This is a genomic window from uncultured Litoreibacter sp. (assembly GCF_947487515.1).
Lineage (GTDB): Bacteria > Pseudomonadota > Alphaproteobacteria > Rhodobacterales > Rhodobacteraceae > Litoreibacter.
The window spans coordinates 293564-313033 of sequence record NZ_CANKWO010000004.1 but is presented as its reverse complement, the minus strand read 5'-3'; the positions used below and the strand labels follow the sequence as shown (position 1 = coordinate 313033).

Genomic DNA, 19470 nt, shown 5'->3' with positions numbered 1-19470 from the left:
CCTGTCTCGCCTCCGAATGAGCTTTCCCCTTTATACCTCAGTCAAATTCTGCTTTGATAGCGGCATTGTAGGAGACACATTATGACCGATTTAAGCACCAAATCCCCGCTTGATATCAGCTACGACCAGACAGAAGGACGCCTTGTCATCACGACACCCGGCGGTCTGGTTGTTCATATCGAAGATCCAAGAGAGGCCAAAGCGCCCTCCGACACCCCTGATCTGGTGATTACCCCCGACCAAGACAGCCTGCGGATAAACGCCACGCAGTCCTTATCGGTGAACTCTATGGGCCATCTAAATCTATCCGGCCAAGACGGAGTGACCATCAACAGCGGCGGCGATCTCACGTTGGTTGCAGATAACAACGTGACGGCGGCAGCGGCGGAAACCCTGACATTGAATGCGACCGACATTTCCGCGGACGCCACCAAGGCCTTCACCGGCTCCGGCAGCGAGGAATCAACTTTGATTTCCGACGGCGAGACCATCGTGCGTGGCGCGATGATCCGCATCAACTAAGGAGGCACGGATATGCCCCCCGCAGCCCGTCTAGGCGACAATCACGTCTGCCCTATGGTCGATCCTGGCCCGAAACCGCATGTCGGTGGTCCGATTTCCGGCCCCTGTGCGCCGAATGTGCTGATCGGCGGCTCGCCCGCTGCCGTGGTTGGCGACATGTGCGTCTGTGTCGGCCCGCCCGACACGATCACGCAGGGCTCCAGCAAGGTGATGATCAACAACAAACCCGCCGCACGTCTCGGCGACGGGACCGCGCATGGCGGCAAGATCGTGGTTGGGTTTCCAACTGTAATTATCGACTGAACACAGCTTGGGCGGTGTAGTTATATTTCAGCTACGCCGCCTCTTCGTCTTCTGCAAGTTGACGATGCCACAGCGACGCATACCGGCCGTCTCGTGCCAGCAAGGCGTCATGCGTGCCTTGTTCTGCCACAACCCCGTTTTCCAACACCACAATCAGATCCGCATCCGAAATCGTCGACAATCGGTGGGCGATAGTGATTGTTGTGCGCCCATGCGCCATGTCGCGCAGCGAATGCTGAATGTCGGCCTCGGTTTCGGTATCCAGCGCGGAGGTTGCCTCGTCCAGCAACAGGATCGGCGGGTTTTTCAGCAAGGTGCGCGCGATGCCCACCCGCTGCTTCTCGCCGCCAGATAGTTTCAAACCGCGCTCCCCCACTGTGGTCTCATAGCCGTCGGGCAGGTCCATGATAAAGTCGTGGATTTTAGCGGCCTTGGCGGCCTCTTCGATCTCGGCGCGAGTGGCGCCGGCTTTGCCGTAGGCGATGTTGTAGAGGACCGTATCATTGAACAAAACGGTGTCCTGAGGCACCACGCCGATGGCGTCATGCAAGCTGGTTTGCGTAACATCGCGCACATCTTGGCCGTCAATCGACAATCCCCCAGCACTCGCGTCATAGAAGCGGAACAACAGGCGGCCAATGGTGGATTTACCAGACCCCGAAGGGCCCACGATAGCCACCGTTTGCCCTGCGTGCACCTCAAGGGATACCCCTTTCAGGATCGGGCGCTCGGCGTCATAGCCAAAATGCACATCCTCCAGACGCACCGCCCCTTCCGTCACCACCAAGGCCGGAGCATCCGGCTTGTCAGTCACCTCTGCGGGTTGCTCCAACAGGGTGAACATCTCTCCCATATCCACCAATGACTGGCGAATTTCGCGGTAAACCGTCCCCAAGAAATTCAACGGCATGGTGATCTGGATCATATAGGCATTGACCACCACAAACCCGCCAACGGTCATCGTCCCGTTTTGCACACCGAACGCCGCCATAACCATAACGGTCACCAAGCCCGCAGTGATCAACAGCGATTGACCGAAGTTCAAAAAGGCCAGCGAGTAGGATGTCTTCAGCGCGGCGGCGACATATTTCTCCATGGCGCTGTCATAGCGGGAGGCCTCGCGTTGCTCGGCTCCGAAGTATTTCACCGTCTCGAAGTTCAACAGTGAATCGATGGCCTTTTGGTTGGCGTCAGTGTCTTGGTCGTTCATTTCCTTGCGCATGCGCACACGCCATTCGGTCACCGCAAAGGTGAACCAAGTGTAGAGGGCAATCGTAACCAGCACGACGACGAGATACCAAACACTAAAGACGATGGCCAAATAGCCGGAAATAAACAGCAATTCCAAAATGAGCGGCCCGATAGAGAACAGCAAAAACCGCAACAGGAATTCAACACCTTTGACCCCGCGCTCGATGATCCGAGACAGGCCGCCAGTCTTTCGCGTGATGTGGTAGCGCATCGACAGACGGTGAATATGGGTGAAAGTCTCGAGCGCCAACATCCGCAGCGCCCGCTGCCCCACCACTGCAAACACCACGTCGCGCAATTGTTGGAAACCCACATTGAGCAACCGCGCAATCCCATAGGCCAAGGTGATCCCCACCGCCCCGACACCCAGCAGCCAAGCCGGACCCGCGGCCCCGTTGCCCAAAGCATCGACCGCCATGCCCATCAAGGGCGCCGAAACCATCGCGATAATCTTGGACAGGACCAAGAACCCCAAGGCGAAGACCACCCGCCGCTTTACCCAAGCTTTTCCCTCAGGCCAAAGGTAGGGCAACACTTTGCGCAACACGTGAAAGCCGTCTTTGCGCAAATCTTGCTTCAAACGGGCGTCGGAGACTTCGGTAACCATAGGGGCGGGCTTTCTGCGCAGGTGCTCAAGATCAGCAGCTTACGGAGCGCGCAGAAGAAGGGCCAGACCCGTCATCACGGAATCGCGGCGCGTTGGGCTCTATCTGTGCAAATTTCTTGACCATTGGGCCGCAAACAACCGCTTGGGCGGCCAAATGCCCCTTCAGAAGCCGGATCCCCCCGCGCACGCAGCCGCTACTCTTGTGGTAAGGTGAAAACCTGCCCGGGGTAGATCAAATCCGGATCACGGATCAGGTCGCGGTTGGCCTCGTAGACGCGGACATATTGGTCTCCGGTCCCAAACCTGTCGCGCGCAATCGCCCAAAGCGTAAAGCCGGGCTGAACGGTGACCGCCGTTGCGACCTGCGGTGCAGAGGTCACCACCTCAAGAGCTTCGCGCTGAAACGGGGTCTCTACCCGACTGGTCACTGCCCCGTCCTCGTCGACCTCATCTACGCGCAACCGGTAGACCCCCGCATCCACATCCGGCAGGGGGGTTTCCCATGCGCCGCTTTGGGTAATGCGGGTCGTCTTCACCGGCTGGTCGTTCAGATATACCCGCACAAATCCCTGCGAGGCACCGCGCCCCGATAGGGCAACCTCGCCCTCGGCATCATAGCTGATTGTGTCGATCACCACATTGGCCACCACGGGCGCATCTTCGTCAGTGCTCGGGGCTGCGGGTTGAGGCGCAGGTTGCAGCACAGTGACACCGGTATTGTCGGCCAAGACAACTGCGGGGGCTTGCGGCGCGGGTTCCGGTGTTGGCTCCGCTTGGGCGGTCTGCACCGAAGGTGCTTCCGGTTCCGGTTCTGATTTGGGTTCGGGCGCACGCACAGGCGAAATCAGAACTGTGCCTTGCGATGCACCCGTGGTGCCATCGTCGCGTTCTGTTACAATCGACAAGGTTCGAGGCGCGTCAGACGCTGGAAAGTCCAATGCCACTCCGAACTTACCCGAGGTGTTTGCCTCACTTCGCGCGATCTCTTCGCCATCAAGCAAGAGCAAGACTTCCTCTCCTGGCTGGGCAGTGCCCGCAACGACACCGCCACCATCTGGGGCGACCTGCACAATATCAAATGTAGGTGTAGGCGTAGGCGTAGGCGTAGGCGTAGGCGTAGGCGTAGGCGACACATCCTCGACCTTATCCTCAACCGCAACCTGTGCGGGCGGGGCCTCAGGGGCGTCAACATGCGCCTTTGGCACCGCCTTTTCCGAGATAGTCGGAGGCTCCGTGGCGTCTTCACCTTGCAGGGCAAAATACCCGCCTACTCCCAATACACCGATTACCGCACATACTCCGGCGATGACGGCTGGGCTGCTAAGCCCGATGTTATTCCCCTTGGCCATATCGTCGTTTTCCTCTTCCCCCCGCCTTTCCCCTGAAAAGGCGTTGCGACAGCGTAGCAGCCCCCATAGAACAAGGCAAAGCCACATCTGCGTCAGGACACGAGTGCTATGCCTATCCCTAAGTCTGTTTGCGTCTATTGCGGGTCACGTTTTGGCAAGGACCCCGCCTACAAACAAGCCGCCCTCGATGTCGGGAAAACCATCGCAGATAATGCGTGGCGACTGGTATATGGTGCCGGTGATGTGGGGCTAATGGGCGCCGTCGCGCAAGCCACGCAAGCCGCAGGCGGAGAGACCTTCGGCGTCATCCCCACGCATTTGTTCGACCGTGAAGTAGGCAAGCAAGACCTCGATAGCTTCATCATCACCGAGACCATGCATGAGCGTAAAAAGGTCATGTATATGAACTCGGACGCCATCGTGGTGCTGCCTGGGGGGGCGGGGTCACTGGATGAATTCTATGAAGTGCTGACATGGCGACAATTGGGGCTGCACGACAAACCGATTTATCTGTTGAACACCAATGGATACTGGGACCCGTTGGTGGCGCTGAATGCGCATGTCGTCGCAGAAGGTTTTGCCGATCAGTCCGTTTTGGATTTTGTGACCGTGACAAATACGGTGCCGGAACTGTCCCAACAGCTAACCGACGCGTTCAAATAGGCGCAATCGTCCGCTTCATGGGCGCCAAAGCTGCCGTTTGGTCGTTTTGATCGAAATCTAAACAAGATGTGATACCGCCCTCGCGCCCATTCTTGCTAGGCTCCAACTATTGGAATCAGCAAAGGACGACCCGATGAAGTTAACACCACTTTTGGCGACGCCCTTGCTGGCCTTGGGCTTGGCCGCCCCCGCCAGCGCGACCGAGGGTGAGCGCATCCAGATCACGGGCGAGATAATTGACACATGGTGCTATTTTTCCGGCGTGATGGGCGGGCCTGACGCGGTCACCGGCTCGGCGCATCATACCTGCGCCCTTTGGTGCTCTGCTGGGGGTATTCCGGTTGGCCTGCTGGGGGAAGACGGCGAGGTCTATATGATCCTCAAGATCAACGGCGACGACCAAAATGCATCCGGTGACACCAATCTTAACCTCGCCTCGCATGAGATCACCGCAGATGGAATGCTCTATAAGCGGGACGGGTTGAATTATCTGGTTGTCGAAAATGTGGTGACCGATCACGGGATCACAAATCTCAATCACGAAGACTACGGCGTGGTGCCAGGCTTCGCTGTACCGAAACCCAAAAAGTGAGGGGCGCATATATGAAACGCATTATCGCATTGGCTCTGATGGCCGTGACCCCCGCCTTTGCCGCGGATTTCGAAGAGGGCTCCACCGCCAAAAGCTGGAATCTCTACGCGGAAACCCCTGCTCTGTTTGAGGCAAAGGTTGTCGACATCACCTGCGAGATCACCGGCGATTGCAGCGACAATTGCGGAGACGGCTCACGTCAGATCGGGTTGCTACGCAGCGAAGACAATCAGCTGATTTTCCCCAACAAAAACGCCCAAAGCGGCTTCCAAGGGGCAACGGTTGATCTGTTGCCGTTTTGCGGAAAATCGGTCGAGGTCGACGGGTTGATGATCGAAGACGAAGACATTCAAGGGGCCAAGAACATCTATCTTGTGCAAAAAATTCGCGAAGTCGGGTCAGACGATTGGATCAAAGCCAACACCTGGAGCAAAAATTGGGCCGCCAAGCACCCTGAGGCCAAAGGCAAGGGCCCGTGGTTCCGACGTGATCCGCGGGTGAACGCGCATATTGCCAAAACCGGATATTTCGGTCTGGGCTTGGAGGCTGATGCCATCGCCATCAAGGAGCTGTTCGAGTGATGCGTTTAGCCGCCGCAGCGGCCTTCGTCGCCGTCACCCTGCCCGCCTTTGCAGAGGCCCCGAAACTGCCCGGTTTGCCGTTCAATCTGGGAGGCGATTACGTACTGACCGATCAAACTGGCGCGCTGCGCACGCAGGCTGACCCAAATGGGCATCCTCAGTTGCTGTTCTTCGGATATGCCAATTGTCTTGAGGTTTGCTCCGCCGCCCTGCCACTTATGGCGCAAGTGGCGGATGCGGTTGCGGCTAAAGGGATCACTGTGACGCCCGTGATGATTACCGTCGACCCTGCCCGCGATACGGTCGAGACATTGGGCCCCGCATTGACGCAACACCACGCCGACTTCATCGGGCTCACCGGATCTGAAGAACAGCTGCAGGTCGCCTATGATGCCTATCAGGTTGAAACCGAAGAGGTCTTTTTTGACCCCGAGTATGGCCCAGTCTATGCCCATGGCAGCTTCTTGTATCTGCTTGATGCCGACGGAAAATTGCTCACATTAGTGCCCCCCGTTGTCGCGCCGGAAGTGGCGGCAGACATCGTGGCGAAATATACGGTAGGACAAAGCTAATGGCGCGTCTCTCTCGTCGAATACTGCTAACAGTTGGCGTGTTTGCTGTGGCTGCAACCGGTATCTATGCCGCAGGCGGTCGCAACCTGTTCTACGCGGCGATCACCGAGGCCTCTGCCGCGACGCAGATTGACCCCATGACCGCGCATAAGCAGGCCGTGGCAGGTGAGATTACCTTGATCGACATACGCCGCCCCGATGAATGGGCACGAACCGGATCCGGTGTCGGGGCGCAGCAGTTGGATATGCGTCGCAAGGATTTCATCGAGGCGCTGACGACAATTGTAAACGGCAACACTGACAGCCCTGTAGCTTTGATTTGCGCGCGCGGTGTCCGCTCCGCGCGAATGAGCAATTTGCTGGAACAAGCCGGTTTCACCACCATCATTGATGTGCCCGAGGGCATGCTGGGATCGGCCTCTGGCCCGGGGTGGCTTAAACGTGGATTACCGGTGACAAAATGAAATATCTAGCTGCGCTTTTATGCGCTGTGGCCTCTCCTGCGATTGCCTGCGGAGACGCCGATACGCCTTGTGAAATCTCGCAAGGCACCTACCACATTCAAACCCCTGATAAGGGGTCCACCCCAGTTCCAGCCGTGATTTTCTTGCATGGTGCGGGCGGAAAAGGCACAGGCATCCTGCGCATGGGCGGACCAATTCTAGAGCGTGGCTATGCAGTCATCGGCCCCAACGGATTGAAGCGTCCAAACTCAAGGTTCGGCAGCGGTTGGTCCTTTCACCCCGATTTCACCCAGCAGCGCGATGAGCTGGAGTTCATACGCGCGGTGATTGACGATGCGGTCGCGCAGCACGGGGTAGATCGCGACAACATCTTGCTTGGCGGGTTCTCCATTGGCGGGTCGATGGCCTCATATCTGGCTTGTGAGGCCCCTGATCTTGCCCGTGCCTTCGCTCCCGTCGCCGGTAGTTTTTGGCGCCCGCACCCTGCGCTGGATGCCTGTTCGGGGCCTGTCAAATTGCTGCACACCCATGGCTGGCGGGACACCACCGTTCCGCTGGAAGGGCGGCCGCTGCGCAATGGGGCGATTTTTCAAGGTGACGTGTTTCAAGCCATGCAAATCTGGCGCGAAACCAACCGCTGCACGGGACTGCGTGCCGACAGCTTTGATACTTCCGGAGACTTCTGGCGTCGGACGTGGGACAGATGCGAGGCCGGTGCGCTGGAGTTTGCCCTGCATCAAGGGGCCCATGGGATTCCAAAAGGCTGGTCGACCATGGCGCTAGATTGGTTCGAATCGCTGGAGTAGCTATTCCGCCGCAACCCCGTCTGCATCTTCGATAGCCGCCCTGATCCGCGAACGTTCACGTTTGGCGTGCAAAATGATGTCCGGCGCATTGAAAACCTCGGCTGTGCCTAGCTGGCGCGCGGTCCATTTGAACCGCGTCAACTTCAGTCCGCTAAGCATCGAGAGAGGGACCGCAAAGGCCAGCGAGACCGCGATAGGAAGCAACCACAGCGTAATGATGCCTTCGAAGATACCGGCCATCAGCAACAACCCGACCGCCGTTTCGATCGCATGGAACTTCAGCACCGTCGCCATTGAATACTGTCCACCTTGGCGGGCTTGTGGGGACCAAGTCTCGGTATAGCCGATCCAAGTGCGTGCCACCGCGATGGTCTGCTGCACCATCAAAATCGGAGCATAGAGGACGGACACAACGATCTCAGTCGTAAAGGACAAGATGAACTGCCCCGCCCCGCCCAAATCGCGCAAACTTGGCCCCGACCGCAGCAAGGCCACTGCCCCCAAAAATTTAGGGGCCAGCAACATCCCATACATAAACACGAGAATTGCCAAGTTGCTGACATGGCTCATCTCTGGCCAGGCAACTTGTGGGTTTTCTCCGGTGAAGTAGCGAATGACATTTGCTTCTTCGCCCTTGCCGATCAAGGCCCACACCGTCAGCAGCGCGAACCAAGCAGGCGACAACAAATAGCCCATTGCCCCATGAAACAGATGAAAGCGCGTCACAGGGTGGAACCCTTTTGACCCCAGAATGTTAAGATGTTGCAGGTTCCCCTGACACCACCGACGGTCGCGTAAAACATAGTCGATCAAGGTCGCCGGTACTTCCTCGTAGCTGCCCTTGACCTGCGGTACGAAACGCACCCCCCACCCCGCACGACGCAGCAAGCCTGCCTCGACGAAATCATGGCTGAGGATCAACGCCCCCTTGGAGCGAAATGTGTCCAAACGGGGCAATCCGGCACAAGATGCAAAGGCCGCAGTGCGAATGATCGCATTATGCCCCCAATAGTTGCCGTCATGGTCAACCCAACGGGCCAGCCCTTCAGCCAAGGCAGCGCCGTAAATCGTGTTGGAAAACTGCTGAACGCGGCCAAACAGGGTCTCGGCGCCAAACAGCTGCGGGAAGCTTTGGATCAACCCCGCAGAAGGATCACGCGCCATTTCATCCGTGAGGGCCACAATCGCGGGCCCCGACATCAGGCTATCCGCATCGAGCACCAACATGGCGTCATATCCGCCGCCCCAACGCGCGACCCAATCGGCCAAATTGCCGACCTTGCGGTCGGTGTTCTCGGACCGCCTGCGGTAGTGCAAAGCAATGTGATCTGGCAAACGACTTCGCAGTGACGCGAAGGCGCGCAGCTCTTGCTCTGCAATGGTTTCGTCACGGGTGTCTGACAGGATGAACAAAGTGTATTTATGCCGGTGCGTGCCCCGATCCAATTGCTCCAACATTGCACAGGCGTTGCCGAATACGTCCCATGGGACCTCGTTATAGGCGGGAACCAACAGGGCCACATTTTGGGGGGATGTCGCCGTGTGGGTGTTGGACCTGCGGGGGCGCATCATCGTGAATAACCCCACGGTAACTGTCGAGACCGAAAGCGAAATCCAGAAAAACGTGCAAGCGATCAGGGCGATCAGCATCGCCTCGAATATGGACAGCCCCCCCATTGCAAACCAGTCGGTGAAGGCCGCGATCAGCCCGCCGGTGGTGGCCACCGCGGGTAAGAACGTTGCCAAACGCCACAATGGTGTGGAGGGGTTGCCGGACAGCTCTGGGGCGGCGCCATCGCGGTACCCCGTTGAAAGATCTTGCACCGGAAAGGCCAAGGGCTGTTCAGGCGGCATCATTGATGCAGGCGATATGGTGGATCGAACGTTCAAACGGACCACCGGTACAGCCAGACTTCGGTCAAAGATTTCGCGTCCTTGAGCAATTGCACCCGCAACTCGGCTGCCTTGGCATCGCCGGGTTCAAATTTGAATGCCAAACGCACACCACCGGTGCCCGGATTGCGCTGCAAAACGCCTTCGCTGACTGACCCGTTGTTGGCGCTGATGAAGCGCGTGATGTCGTCCAGATCACCTGCGAACAATTCATGGTCGGCAAAATCAAGGGCCATGATCACATAGGAGGTGTCTTTGTCGTAGCCCTTGCCGATCCGGCTGTTGAGCACACGGGACACGGGGCGTGTTTCCTTTGGTTCTTCGCCCCAATCCATACGGTAGGCAAAATTATACTCGGATCCCGCTTCCAACGCGGCACGAGGGCGCCAATAGGCAACAATGTTGTCGTAGATCTCTTTGTCGGACGGGATCTCAACCAAGGTCACCGCCCCCTTGCCCCAGTCCATTTCCGGCGTGATCCAAAGTGAGGGACGGTTGTGGTAGTAAGCCTCCAGATCCGCGAAATCCTCCGGATCACGTGCACGCTGCATCAGCCCAAACCCCCGAGGGTTATTGTCGACAAAACTGGAAACTTGCAGCCCCGTGGAATTCGCCAACGGACGCCACAGCATTTCGCCAGCACCATTCCAAATGAGCAGACCTTCGCTGTCATGAACTGCATCGCGGAAGTCGTCAAAATCTGACCGGTTTGTCTGGTCAAACAAGAACATCGACGTCAAAGGTGCAATGCCCACATGCGTCAATTCCACACGCGGATAAAGCGTGGCCTTCACCGAGACCTGCGCGGGCTTTCCTGGTGTGATGATAAAGCTGTAAGCCCCTGTTACGGATGGGCTATCCAGAAGTGCATGAACGATGATAGTGGTCGCGTCCTCGCTAGGCGCCTCGACCCAAAAGCGGGTGAACTCGGGGAATTCTTCGCCCTCGGCTTCGCCGGTATTCAGCGCCAGCCCACGGGCGGATAGACCGTAGTTTTGCCCTGTGCCAATGGCACGAAAATAGCTGGCCCCTTGAAAGACCATGAATTCTTCAAATCTGCCCGGTTTGACCAACTCATGGCGCAACCGCAGCCCCGAATACCCTAAGGACGGATCACCTGCACCGTCCACCAAGTCTTCGGGGAACTTGTCGTGGCGATTGAATAAAGAGAGATCAAAACCCAACGTTCGGGCGGTGTCATCTTCGACGATATTGATCTCGATGGGGCGCGGAAAATAGAGACCAGGATGAAAGAAATCCATCTGAAACGCCCGATCTGTCCCCGACCAAAGCGCCTTATTGGTATCGAACGCCAACGCCTTGTATTGATCGTAGGTCAGGTCTTTCCACGCTTGCGGGACTTCCTCCATCGGGGCGTAGCTTTGTCCCGACAGGCGCTTTGCTTCGGCCTTCAGCCACTCAATCGAGAAAGGCGTCGCCTCGCCTTTGAACACGGGCATCGCCGATGCGGGGTTGGCCAAGGCTGCGGCCCCCAACATCGTCAAAAAGGAACGGCGCGACAGGCTCATGCGATGGCTCCCTTCTTTGGTTTCCACGGCGTGGATTTGATCCACCCCACAAAATAGGCCACCGCGATCAACGCCCCAACACCTACGAAGTTTACCAAAACCACCGTTGCCGTCTCGCGACCGACCTGATCCATGGTGAAACCGGAAATTCGCGCGAAAACCATAGAAAATACAAATACAGCAAGGCTTTGCTGCCCAACCTTCATGACGATTTTGACCAGTGCCCCCCACGCTTTTGACGCAGAGGTTGCGCCAGAGGCGATCAATCGATGCCCCCCGACCCCAGCCGCAACCCATGCCAGATAAGCCAGTGCCAAGAAGTGCACATAGCGCAGCAAACCAAAGCTGGATTTATCAATGAACGGCTTATTGGCGACACGCCATTCAATGACGGGGTTGCCTTCAAATGCACCGAACCATTCGCGGCTCACCGCTCTGACCCCGATGTTTGAGAGCGGAATATTCGCAACCACAACCACGGCGGCCAACACCACGAGCCACATCTTGACCGGAGGCGCAGGAATCCAGCCACGCATGAAGGCAAAACCGGTGAAGAAGATCAACTGCCAGCCGAAGGGGTTGAAGAACCAATGACGATTCGACCATGGCTCTGCCGGAAGGCTTAACCAAAGGTGCTCTGCACCCAACCAAGCCAACACTCCGCGCTGCGCAAACAGCCAAACGGTGGCGATCACCGCTGCCATAAGCCACAGGTTCACTCTGCTCAGCGCCATAACCATGGGCATCATCACCAAGATCACCATATACATCGGCAAAATGTCGAAATAATTCGGCACATAGCTCAATGTGAATATCCCGATGAGATTGTCTGCCGTGGTGGTCACAATCCCTGTTGAGTTTCCGGTGCGCCCCTCAAAGATTGGCACAAGGTTCAAAGAGTTTATGTAATTTTTGTCGAATATGCCAAAACTGTCCCACCACGCGATCATCATTGCGATCGTGAAGAACATGCAGATATGCGCCCAATACACTTGCCACACACGATGCGCCACGCGGGCGGTGCCCAGCACCCACCCTGCCCGATCAAATGTGCGCCCGAAGGCGATGGCAGACGCCATGCCGGAGCAGAACACAAAAATTTCGGTCGCATCAGAGAAGCCCCACCGCGCCGGAATCCAGCTGGTAAAGAAATTTCCCGGCGTGTGAGCGAACAAAATGATAAACATCGCGATGCCACGGTAGAAGTCCAAACGTGGGTCGCGGGTTGTCACACCCGAGGTGCCTGAGGCCGAAGGGCTTGCCGCAAAGCTTGCTGCGGCTTGCGAAGGAGAGGTGGTGGAAACCAATGTCATATTCTGTGCGCCAATTCTTTTGCGCGCTTATTCAGCAGGTAAGCTTGTCGCGCAAGAGCTTGCGTCACGTCCCTGAGAAATAAGCGAAAAACGCGCAGCCGCGTAGCCATCCTCACCACCTGCACGTTTGCGCATACGGTCTTTCAGGATGGTCTCGGCTTCGTCTAGAAAGCCGGCGCGGATGCCTGCATCGATCGTCAAACGCTCAAACACGTCACGTTGCGCGTGGGATCCGCCCGCATTTTGTATTGTCTGACGTGCGCGGGCCAAGTTCAGGAAGGCCGTTTTGAAATCCGACTCGCCGAAGGCCTCTAGCCCTGCGGCGGCGCTCAGGCCCGGAGTTGCCATCAACCGGTGCATTTCAACACGCCCCATCTTTGCGTCGCGGTGCATCCGCCCCATCAGCTTGGTGATCGCGTGTTGCCGCGAGCCGCCGATCAAGGCCAAAAGGTAGTGCAGATCGGCGAAAATCAGGCAGCCGTCTTCGGTGCGATTTGCCGATATATCCGCAAGCTCTTCCCAACGGTCGCCAACATTGACGCCGTTCAACTCCAAACGTGACAGAAGCGAAGTGGCGTTGGAAATATCACGGTAGTCGTCGGTTTTATCCGCGCGAATTTCTGTATCATACAGCGCCAGAACGACGTCGTTTTGGCCCAAATCAAGGTGCATCAATGCCTTATGCCACCAGACGTGATAGCGAAAGTTGTTACAATGCGCCCAAGCAGCTTCGCGCCCCTCAAGCCATTTCAACCCGCCTTGCGCGTCACATGTCATATCATAAACATGGGCAACCGCGTGCAAGCCCCACGCATCATCTGGGCTTACCGTTAAGCCCATGCGACCAACTGTTTCCGCGCGGGCGTATTCACCGGTTTCCTCCAAGGTGAACGCATGGCAGCCCATCAGGTACCCGCGACCGGCGTGATCGGGCCCGTAGGCCCCCATCACCGCCTCGATCGACTGGCGCATGCCTTTGCCATCGCCCAAAACAAATCGAATGCCGTGGCTTAACTTCATGGCCAACGTGTCATCGGGGTGTACTGCCAGCACGTCTTCCAAATGCGCTACAGCCTGAGACATGTCGCCCGCGTAAAAGGATTTCAACGCCTCAACGAATGATTTCTCGCGTGCGCTAATGCTGATTGCCATTGCCGAGGCTTCTGCCAAGCCCAAGGCCTCGCGGGCCGTGTCGTTCAGCTCGCGCCGCCCCAGCAAAAGGTAGAACATTCCTTTCACCGCGTGACCCAGTGCAAAGTTTGGATCCAGTGTGAGCGCCTCTCCCAAATGGGTGGGCGTTGCGGCCCCATGCGCCATGAAGGCCAGAAGGGTTTTGTTCCACGCTTCAAGCGCGTCGCGGGAATTGATGGTGGTGTCTTGCCCGAATACGTCTTGATACATGCTTTTGCCTTACTGTTGATTCTACCGCAGGAGGAGCCCCCACGCTTTATAGTGATAGCGATTAGTCGGCACCGGTAAACGGCTGCCCCACTCCAATAACGCATACGTGAGGACCCGTGGGGCATCGGTGATCGGAAAGCCGCTGTTCAAGGGGAAAATCGGCGAATTTTTGCTATTTTTCGGATGGTTAATAGACGTTGAGCACTCGTATTGTAACTTCAGAATCTATTTCATTTGCCAAAAATTGTCGTCTCGAAACGAACGCGTTACGGAGATCAAATTGCTAAACTCTTGGGCGTTCACCTTGATCTGCATCGGATATCTTATGTGGTACGGATGGAGTGTCTTCATCAAAGACAAGGGCAACCCGGGGGGCTGGGCTTGGCAGCCGCATCCATCGCAATTTTAGAAATCCTCGCCACGATCACGCGCCTTTAGAAGTTTGCTCTCTTAACCACGCCAAAAGGTCTTCGGTATCCTCGCCAAAATGTGGAGGCGGGCGGCGGTAGGTTACCGGCGTTTTTGACAATTTCAACGGGTTGCCAATCAACGTGACTTTGTCGCCGGCTACATCGTCACGCGCCATGTCTATTTTCATCTCGCGCGCGGCCACTTGCTCGGACGAAAAAACCTGCCCCAAACTGTTGACCGGCCCGACGGGCACTTTGCGGGCCTCCAGCCCGTCAATAATCTCCTGCATGCTGCGCTCGACCAGCAACCCTTCGATAATCTTGAGCAACTTGCTGCGGTTCACAATGCGCGCAGGGTTGGTTGAAAACTCGGGGTTCTCTGCCAAATCGGGCCGCCCCAGAAAGTCACAGAAGCGTACGTACTGACTATCATTCCCGACGGCGACCAAAACATGACCATCAGCGGCTTCAAAGGTTTGGTACGGGACAATCGTGGCGTGCTCATTGCCACGCCGGGCACGTTCCTGACCGGTGGTCAAATGCGCCACACCTTCGTTGATCAGCCAAGCAATCTGACTGTCAACAAGCGCCAAATCCACATGCTGGCCCTCGCCGGTGGCGTCGCGGTGGCGCAAGGCGGCCAATATCCCCACAGTCGCATACATGCCGCACATCACATCCGCGATGCCGACGCCGACCTTCATCGGGCGCCCCTCCGGCTCGCCGGTCAAGGACATCACCCCGCCAAACCCCTGAGCCATCAGATCATAGCCCGGCTTGTCACGGTTCGGCCCCGTTTGCCCGTAGCCAGAGATCGAGCAATAGACCAACCTCGGATGCGCCTCCAACAGGCTGGCGTGATCCAGACCGTATTTTTTCAAACCGTCGGGTTTAAAGTTCTCTATGACCACATCCGCCTGCGCGGCCAGCTGGTGGATAATGTCTTGCCCCTCTGATGTGGCAATATCTACCGAAACCGACTGCTTGTTGCGGTTGGCGCACATAAAATACGCGGATAAATCCGTTCGCGTACCCTGCGCATCATCCACAAACGGCGGGCCCCATTTGCGCGTGTCATCCCCGTCCGAGCGGGGGTTTTCAATTTTCCAAACCTCGGCCCCCAAGTCCCCCAGCAACTGAGTACATGTTGGCCCCGCCAGAATTCGGCTCAAGTCCAGAACCTTTAACCCGTCCAAAGCGCCTGTCATATCGCTGCCTATCATTGCGTCCTAAAGACCTCTCTTTGGGGGAGTCAAAATCCGGTATCTTTTGCGACTAGATCCGCCCGTCATAAGCTTTTCGATCGATAACGGCGGCAATCACGGTGAAGGTGTCTGCATCCTGTGCTGCCGTCAAGGCATCGCGCAGTTCGGCGCGCGAGGTCACAGTATACCCCTGCCCCCCAAAGCCGCGTCCAATCGCTGCGAAGTCATGGTCCATGAAGTCCACGCCCGCATTTTCCATCTGACGTTGGCGCTGTTTCAACTCGATCAGCGCCAAGGAGCGATCCACGAAGACCACAAAGATTGTGTTTAGCCCATGCTCCTTGGCGGTCGACCATTCTCCGGCCACCATCAAGGCTCCCGCGTCGCCGCTAAAACTGACGACCGTGCGCTCTGGAGCGGCATATTTTGCCCCCATTGCCAGCGGCATAGCGCACCCCATGGTACAGAGCGCCGAAGACTGCAGTAGGCTTCTGGGGCTCAAGCACGTCCACATTTGCGACAGCAAAATCCGATGCGCCCCGCTGTCGACGGTCGCGATAGTGTCACTGGGTAAAACATCGCGACACTCTGCGATCACGGCCGCAGGTCCCCAGTCTTCGCTGGTGGGAAATGCCTGCGCCAATGCATCCTTTACCGTTTCGATTTCACCATTCGGCCAAGACATATTCGCGCCGCCAGCTCCCATCAACGCACGCAAGGCCGAGCCGGTGTCACAGATAAAACTCAAGCCCGCTTGGTGCATGTAGTGGTGGTTTGGGTCGGCTGTAATGTCGATTACGCGGGTGTCATCTGGGCTCCAGACCTCTCGCCACCCAGGGCGCATCTCGATGGGGTCATAGCCCACGCAAATCACCAGATCCGCCGCACGCACAAATGGTAGTAGATGGCTATCCGCCAAAGGGGACAAGCCCGCCCCCCCCAATGCAAGCGCATGCGTTTCCGGAATGACCCCTTTGGCTTTATAGGTGGTGATAACAGGGGCGCCATAAGTCTCGGCGAATTGTAACAGCTCCGCATGGCTTTCGTCATATAACACATCCAGCCCCGCAATGATCACGGGGCGTTGGGCCTCCTTCAGCCAAGACAATGCCTGCTCCAGATCGCGCCCCGCGGGGGCAGTCAGCGCGGCCGTTGCCCTGCGACGGCGCTTTGGCGTCGCCGTTGCATCTGCAACCGAAATGGGCACATCAATATGAACCGGCCCGCCCCGCCCCTCAGTTGCAATACCCACTGCCTTGTCAGCCACAGTATCCGCCCCGTCCACCGTAAGGGTAAATGTGGCCTTGGTGATTTCGTCGAATACGCGCCGGTGGTCCAGCACTTGATGCGTGTAAGTTAGGGCTTCATCCGGATCGACGCAGCCGGTGAGCACAATCATCGGAACACGCTCTTGATGCGCATTGGCCACAGCATTCACGCCGTTCATTGCCCCCGGCCCCACAGTTGCGACCAAAATGGCAGGAGCACCGTTCATATGGTGCGCGCCTTCCGCCATGAAGCCTGCTGCGTTCTCGTGTTTGCATAAAACGAATTCAATTCCCGCCTTTTGCAATGCGTCAACAAGGGTCAAAACCTCCCCACCCGGCATGCCAAACGCATGACGGCACCCCGCCTCATATAGGCGTTCAGCAAGAAAATCAGCGGCGCGTTTCGGCTGTGTCATCAAGGTCTCCTTCAAGAGGTAAACGTCTGCTATCAACCCGTTGCATCATCAGCAATGGCCTTGAAGATCACATCCAATTCGGACGCGGCGGCCTCAAGCTCGGGTCCGGACTCTTGTACATAGGGGGCGAATACATGCGACGGGGTTTTGTAGCTCAAGGTCGCCCCCGCATTCGTCTCGGTCACATAGATGCGGATCGGGGCTTCAATCATCGCCGCCGTAGACAACTTCAAAATGCGAACAGCAAAAATGTTGTTAAACACGCCAATCACGCGATTTCCCGGTATGGTGATGCCGCGCGCCTTTGCGGCCCCCGTGGGGCCCGCTTGTGTCACGACCCCCATTTTATTGGCCTTCACCGCGGCTTTCACCTCCGCGACCAAATCGCTGTAGGATTTCGTCGTCTCGACGACCACCCAACCTTCGCGCGCCACGACATCCGCATGAGCCACGCTGGCCCAGATACACAAAACAACGCTTAAAAGCAGGCGCATGGCTGGTCTCCATTTGGTCAAAAATACTCAAGAACACATGCCAGAGACCAGACGACAGCTCCAATCACGTCTGCGCCAACAGTTGCAACAAAACGCCAAAGGGCCCCCAAGCGACAGCTTGAAGGCCCTTTTAAATCATCACGCGCGCAGGCCTCGCCTGCGCACAATGAGATCACAGTCTTTTACATACGCGAGGCGACATTTTCCCAGTTCACAAGGTTGTCGAGGAAGTTAGTCAGATACACTGGGCGCTTGTTGCGGAAGTCGATGTAGTAGGAATGCTCCCAAACGTCACAACCCAGCAAGGCTGTTTGCCCAAAGCACAGCGGGTTCACGCCGTTCTCTGTTTTAGTCACCTTCAGTCCACCGTCGGTGTCTTTCACCAACCAACACCAGCCAGAGCCAAATTGGCCAGCGCCCGCCGCCGAAAACTGCTTGTTGAATTCTTCGACAGAGCCAAAGCTGTCCTTCAAAGCGGCTTCCAGCTCGGATGGCATGGAGGATTTGCCCGGGCTCATCATTTCCCAGAACTGGTTGTGGTTCCAAAGCTGCGAGATGTTGTTGAAAATGCCGTTTTGCGCGACAGCAGAGGCGTCATAGGTGCCGACGATGATCTCTTCCAGCGTTTTGCCATCCCACTCAGTTCCAGCAATAGCAGCATTGCCATTGGTCACATAGGCGTTGTGGTGCAGGTCGTGGTGATACTCCAAGGTCTCTTTTGACATGCCATTGTCGGCCAATGCGTCATGAGCATACGGAAGGTCGGGAAGTGTAAAAGCCATTGTCTGGGCCCCCTGTTAGGTCGTGAAAATTTCTATGCGCCATTCCTGAGCGCACAGGCGAGCTTGGTCAAGTCTCCATCGTGTGCATTGACGGATCAAACGTCACTCTACCGACAATCCGCCGGAACACGAGACGACGACTTCCTTCGCGTCGGATTTGCTGACGACTGCAAAGAGGCCCTGCCCGACTTAAGTTCAACAAACAGGTTGTAATTTACCACCGCCTTTGCGGGTTCTGTAAAGCCTTTGCCTTGAGGGTCTTCAACGGCCTGTTGCCAGCTATAGACCACTAACTCTTTGTTTTGCTTCACATTTGCAGCAGCTTTCACCTTAGATTTGTGTCCCCGCATGGAAAGCTCAATCGTGGCAGACTTGGATTTGGCTTTATGCTGCACCGCAACCTGTGTCGCAGACCAGCTGTAGGCCTTTCGGGGTTGGCCAATTTTGCATGTGAAATTCCGGTTTCCTCCGGACTTCCAAAGGCTATGGAGCATGCCGCCGTTTTGTTTCACCCGCCGTCCAGCAGATTTGATCTTCGAGGTCAGAGCCTTCACCTCCGAAGCAGGGACCACCGCGCATTTCCCACGCCCCGTGAAAACATCAGGATATCCAAGCGGGTTCACCGTAACCTTGTAAGTCATATTGGATCGGTCAATCGTCGCTTTGAACGTCATGGCAGCCGTAGTGGCGCCGCGACTATCTCGCACTCCTTTAACCTTCCAACTCAAAACCAGTTTTTTGTTGGTTTCACGCAGAATTTTGCCATTCACCGGCGCTTTTAAGTAGGTCAAGATCAGCGGATCGGACACCGTGACATTTTTTGATGTCCCTTCCCGCGAATAGGTAAAATTTTGGGGATCCCAACCAGATGTTCCAGAAACTTTGGTGCAATTCACCAGTGTTTGCTGATCCGCAGCCGCGATTTCAGTAAGCAGCAAAAATGCCGATCCAGCGATCGTCAAAAATTTTTTAAAGGTCACGAGAAAATCCGTTTATAAAGTACACGGCTCGACAAATAGCTGCTCTGTGATCCAAAACGCAAGGAAGTT

At 56.7% G+C, this 19470-nt stretch carries 19 protein-coding genes; 8 read left to right on the top strand and 11 right to left on the bottom strand.

Annotated elements, in window-relative coordinates:
* Window positions 1–81: 81 nt before the first annotated feature.
* Window positions 82–522 (top strand): hypothetical protein, encoded by a 441-nt coding sequence (locus tag Q0746_RS15545; RefSeq protein ID WP_298261909.1) that lies wholly within the window; start codon window positions 82–84, stop codon window positions 520–522.
* A 12-nt stretch (window positions 523–534) separates the two neighbouring features.
* The gene (locus tag Q0746_RS15540; RefSeq protein WP_298261907.1) at window positions 535–825 is read left to right on the top strand and encodes a PAAR domain-containing protein; all 291 of its coding nucleotides are present in this window, start codon (window positions 535–537) and stop codon (window positions 823–825) included.
* A 31-nt stretch (window positions 826–856) separates the two neighbouring features.
* On the opposite strand, the gene Q0746_RS15535 is transcribed toward Q0746_RS15540, so the two are convergent.
* A complete protein-coding gene (locus tag Q0746_RS15535) occupies window positions 857–2683 on the bottom strand; it encodes an ABC transporter ATP-binding protein/permease (RefSeq protein WP_298261905.1) in 1827 nt (608 codons plus the stop codon).
* Window positions 2684–2877: 194 nt separating this feature from the next.
* On the bottom strand, window positions 2878–4032 hold the full coding sequence (locus Q0746_RS15530) for a LysM peptidoglycan-binding domain-containing protein (protein WP_298261903.1): 1155 nt from the start codon (window positions 4030–4032) through the stop codon (window positions 2878–2880).
* 108 nt (window positions 4033–4140) lie between these two features.
* Here Q0746_RS15530 and Q0746_RS15525 point away from each other — a divergent pair, with 108 nt between their 5' ends.
* The 6 genes from Q0746_RS15525 (at window position 4141) to Q0746_RS15500 (ending at window position 7710) form a co-directional block, all read left to right on the top strand.
* The gene (locus tag Q0746_RS15525; RefSeq protein WP_298261901.1) at window positions 4141–4695 is read left to right on the top strand and encodes a TIGR00730 family Rossman fold protein; all 555 of its coding nucleotides are present in this window, start codon (window positions 4141–4143) and stop codon (window positions 4693–4695) included.
* A gap of 133 nt (window positions 4696–4828) precedes the next feature.
* Entirely contained in the window at window positions 4829–5287 is a 459-nt protein-coding gene (locus Q0746_RS15520; protein WP_298261899.1) for a hypothetical protein, read from the top strand.
* A gap of 11 nt (window positions 5288–5298) precedes the next feature.
* Complete coding sequence (locus tag Q0746_RS15515) at window positions 5299–5868, top strand: hypothetical protein (RefSeq protein ID WP_298261897.1); 570 nt, start codon at window positions 5299–5301, stop codon at window positions 5866–5868.
* On the top strand, window positions 5868–6440 hold the full coding sequence (locus tag Q0746_RS15510) for an SCO family protein (RefSeq protein ID WP_298262155.1): 573 nt from the start codon (window positions 5868–5870) through the stop codon (window positions 6438–6440). The genes Q0746_RS15515 and Q0746_RS15510 overlap by 1 nt, the downstream gene beginning before the upstream one ends.
* Entirely contained in the window at window positions 6440–6904 is a 465-nt protein-coding gene (locus tag Q0746_RS15505) for a rhodanese-like domain-containing protein (RefSeq protein WP_298261894.1), read from the top strand. Before Q0746_RS15510 ends, Q0746_RS15505 begins: the two co-directional genes overlap by 1 nt.
* Window positions 6901–7710: an alpha/beta fold hydrolase gene (locus Q0746_RS15500; RefSeq protein WP_298261892.1), complete on the top strand. Its 810-nt coding sequence runs from the start codon at window positions 6901–6903 to the stop codon at window positions 7708–7710. The genes Q0746_RS15505 and Q0746_RS15500 overlap by 4 nt, the downstream gene beginning before the upstream one ends.
* Here the strand turns inward: Q0746_RS15500 and mdoH are convergent, their stop codons facing one another.
* The 9 genes from mdoH to Q0746_RS15455 all read right to left on the bottom strand — a co-directional run bounded on the left by mdoH (window position 7711) and on the right by Q0746_RS15455 (window position 19401).
* Window positions 7711–9609: a glucans biosynthesis glucosyltransferase MdoH gene (mdoH, locus tag Q0746_RS15495; RefSeq protein WP_298261890.1), complete on the bottom strand. Its 1899-nt coding sequence runs from the start codon at window positions 9607–9609 to the stop codon at window positions 7711–7713. It abuts the gene before it with no gap.
* Window positions 9597–11132 (bottom strand): glucan biosynthesis protein G, encoded by a 1536-nt coding sequence (locus Q0746_RS15490; RefSeq protein WP_298261889.1) that lies wholly within the window; start codon window positions 11130–11132, stop codon window positions 9597–9599. Before Q0746_RS15490 ends, mdoH begins: the two co-directional genes overlap by 13 nt.
* Entirely contained in the window at window positions 11129–12445 is a 1317-nt protein-coding gene (locus Q0746_RS15485; protein ID WP_298261887.1) for an OpgC domain-containing protein, read from the bottom strand. Before Q0746_RS15485 ends, Q0746_RS15490 begins: the two co-directional genes overlap by 4 nt.
* Window positions 12446–12472: 27 nt before the next feature.
* On the bottom strand, window positions 12473–13846 hold the full coding sequence (locus Q0746_RS15480; RefSeq protein WP_298261886.1) for a tetratricopeptide repeat protein: 1374 nt from the start codon (window positions 13844–13846) through the stop codon (window positions 12473–12475).
* Window positions 13847–14270: 424 nt separating this feature from the next.
* Entirely contained in the window at window positions 14271–15464 is a 1194-nt protein-coding gene (locus Q0746_RS15475) for a CoA transferase (protein WP_298261884.1), read from the bottom strand.
* A 67-nt stretch (window positions 15465–15531) separates the two neighbouring features.
* Window positions 15532–17145, bottom strand: coding sequence for a thiamine pyrophosphate-binding protein (locus Q0746_RS15470; protein ID WP_298261880.1), 1614 nt, complete (start codon window positions 17143–17145; stop codon window positions 15532–15534).
* A 32-nt stretch (window positions 17146–17177) separates the two neighbouring features.
* Window positions 17178–17639, bottom strand: a complete 462-nt coding sequence (locus tag Q0746_RS15465) for a DUF302 domain-containing protein (protein WP_298261878.1) — start codon at window positions 17637–17639, stop codon at window positions 17178–17180.
* A 182-nt stretch (window positions 17640–17821) separates the two neighbouring features.
* On the bottom strand, window positions 17822–18421 hold the full coding sequence (locus Q0746_RS15460) for a superoxide dismutase (protein ID WP_298261876.1): 600 nt from the start codon (window positions 18419–18421) through the stop codon (window positions 17822–17824).
* 107 nt (window positions 18422–18528) lie between these two features.
* Window positions 18529–19401 carry a hypothetical protein gene (locus Q0746_RS15455; RefSeq protein WP_298261874.1) on the bottom strand — a complete coding sequence of 291 codons (873 nt, stop codon included), beginning with the start codon at window positions 19399–19401 and terminating at the stop codon, window positions 18529–18531.
* Window positions 19402–19470: the final 69 nt, after the last annotated feature.

What these genes read in the sequence shown, in the direction of transcription:
- Q0746_RS15545 (WP_298261909.1), top strand. Translation starts at nt 82, where the DNA reads ATGACCGATTTAAGCACCAAATCCCCGCTTGATATCAGCTACGACCAG.
- Q0746_RS15540 (WP_298261907.1), top strand. Translation starts at nt 535, where the DNA reads ATGCCCCCCGCAGCCCGTCTAGGCGACAATCACGTCTGCCCTATGGTC.
- Q0746_RS15535 (WP_298261905.1), bottom strand. Translation starts at nt 2,683, where the DNA reads ATGGTTACCGAAGTCTCCGACGCCCGTTTGAAGCAAGATTTGCGCAAA.
- Q0746_RS15530 (WP_298261903.1), bottom strand. Translation starts at nt 4,032, where the DNA reads ATGGCCAAGGGGAATAACATCGGGCTTAGCAGCCCAGCCGTCATCGCC.
- Q0746_RS15525 (WP_298261901.1), top strand. Translation starts at nt 4,141, where the DNA reads ATGCCTATCCCTAAGTCTGTTTGCGTCTATTGCGGGTCACGTTTTGGC.
- Q0746_RS15520 (WP_298261899.1), top strand. Translation starts at nt 4,829, where the DNA reads ATGAAGTTAACACCACTTTTGGCGACGCCCTTGCTGGCCTTGGGCTTG.
- Q0746_RS15515 (WP_298261897.1), top strand. Translation starts at nt 5,299, where the DNA reads ATGAAACGCATTATCGCATTGGCTCTGATGGCCGTGACCCCCGCCTTT.
- Q0746_RS15510 (WP_298262155.1), top strand. Translation starts at nt 5,868, where the DNA reads ATGCGTTTAGCCGCCGCAGCGGCCTTCGTCGCCGTCACCCTGCCCGCC.
- Q0746_RS15505 (WP_298261894.1), top strand. Translation starts at nt 6,440, where the DNA reads ATGGCGCGTCTCTCTCGTCGAATACTGCTAACAGTTGGCGTGTTTGCT.
- Q0746_RS15500 (WP_298261892.1), top strand. Translation starts at nt 6,901, where the DNA reads ATGAAATATCTAGCTGCGCTTTTATGCGCTGTGGCCTCTCCTGCGATT.
- Q0746_RS15490 (WP_298261889.1), bottom strand. Translation starts at nt 11,132, where the DNA reads ATGAGCCTGTCGCGCCGTTCCTTTTTGACGATGTTGGGGGCCGCAGCC.
- Q0746_RS15485 (WP_298261887.1), bottom strand. Translation starts at nt 12,445, where the DNA reads ATGACATTGGTTTCCACCACCTCTCCTTCGCAAGCCGCAGCAAGCTTT.
- Q0746_RS15480 (WP_298261886.1), bottom strand. Translation starts at nt 13,846, where the DNA reads ATGTATCAAGACGTATTCGGGCAAGACACCACCATCAATTCCCGCGAC.
- Q0746_RS15475 (WP_298261884.1), bottom strand. Translation starts at nt 15,464, where the DNA reads ATGACAGGCGCTTTGGACGGGTTAAAGGTTCTGGACTTGAGCCGAATT.
- Q0746_RS15470 (WP_298261880.1), bottom strand. Translation starts at nt 17,145, where the DNA reads ATGACACAGCCGAAACGCGCCGCTGATTTTCTTGCTGAACGCCTATAT.
- Q0746_RS15465 (WP_298261878.1), bottom strand. Translation starts at nt 17,639, where the DNA reads ATGCGCCTGCTTTTAAGCGTTGTTTTGTGTATCTGGGCCAGCGTGGCT.
- Q0746_RS15460 (WP_298261876.1), bottom strand. Translation starts at nt 18,421, where the DNA reads ATGGCTTTTACACTTCCCGACCTTCCGTATGCTCATGACGCATTGGCC.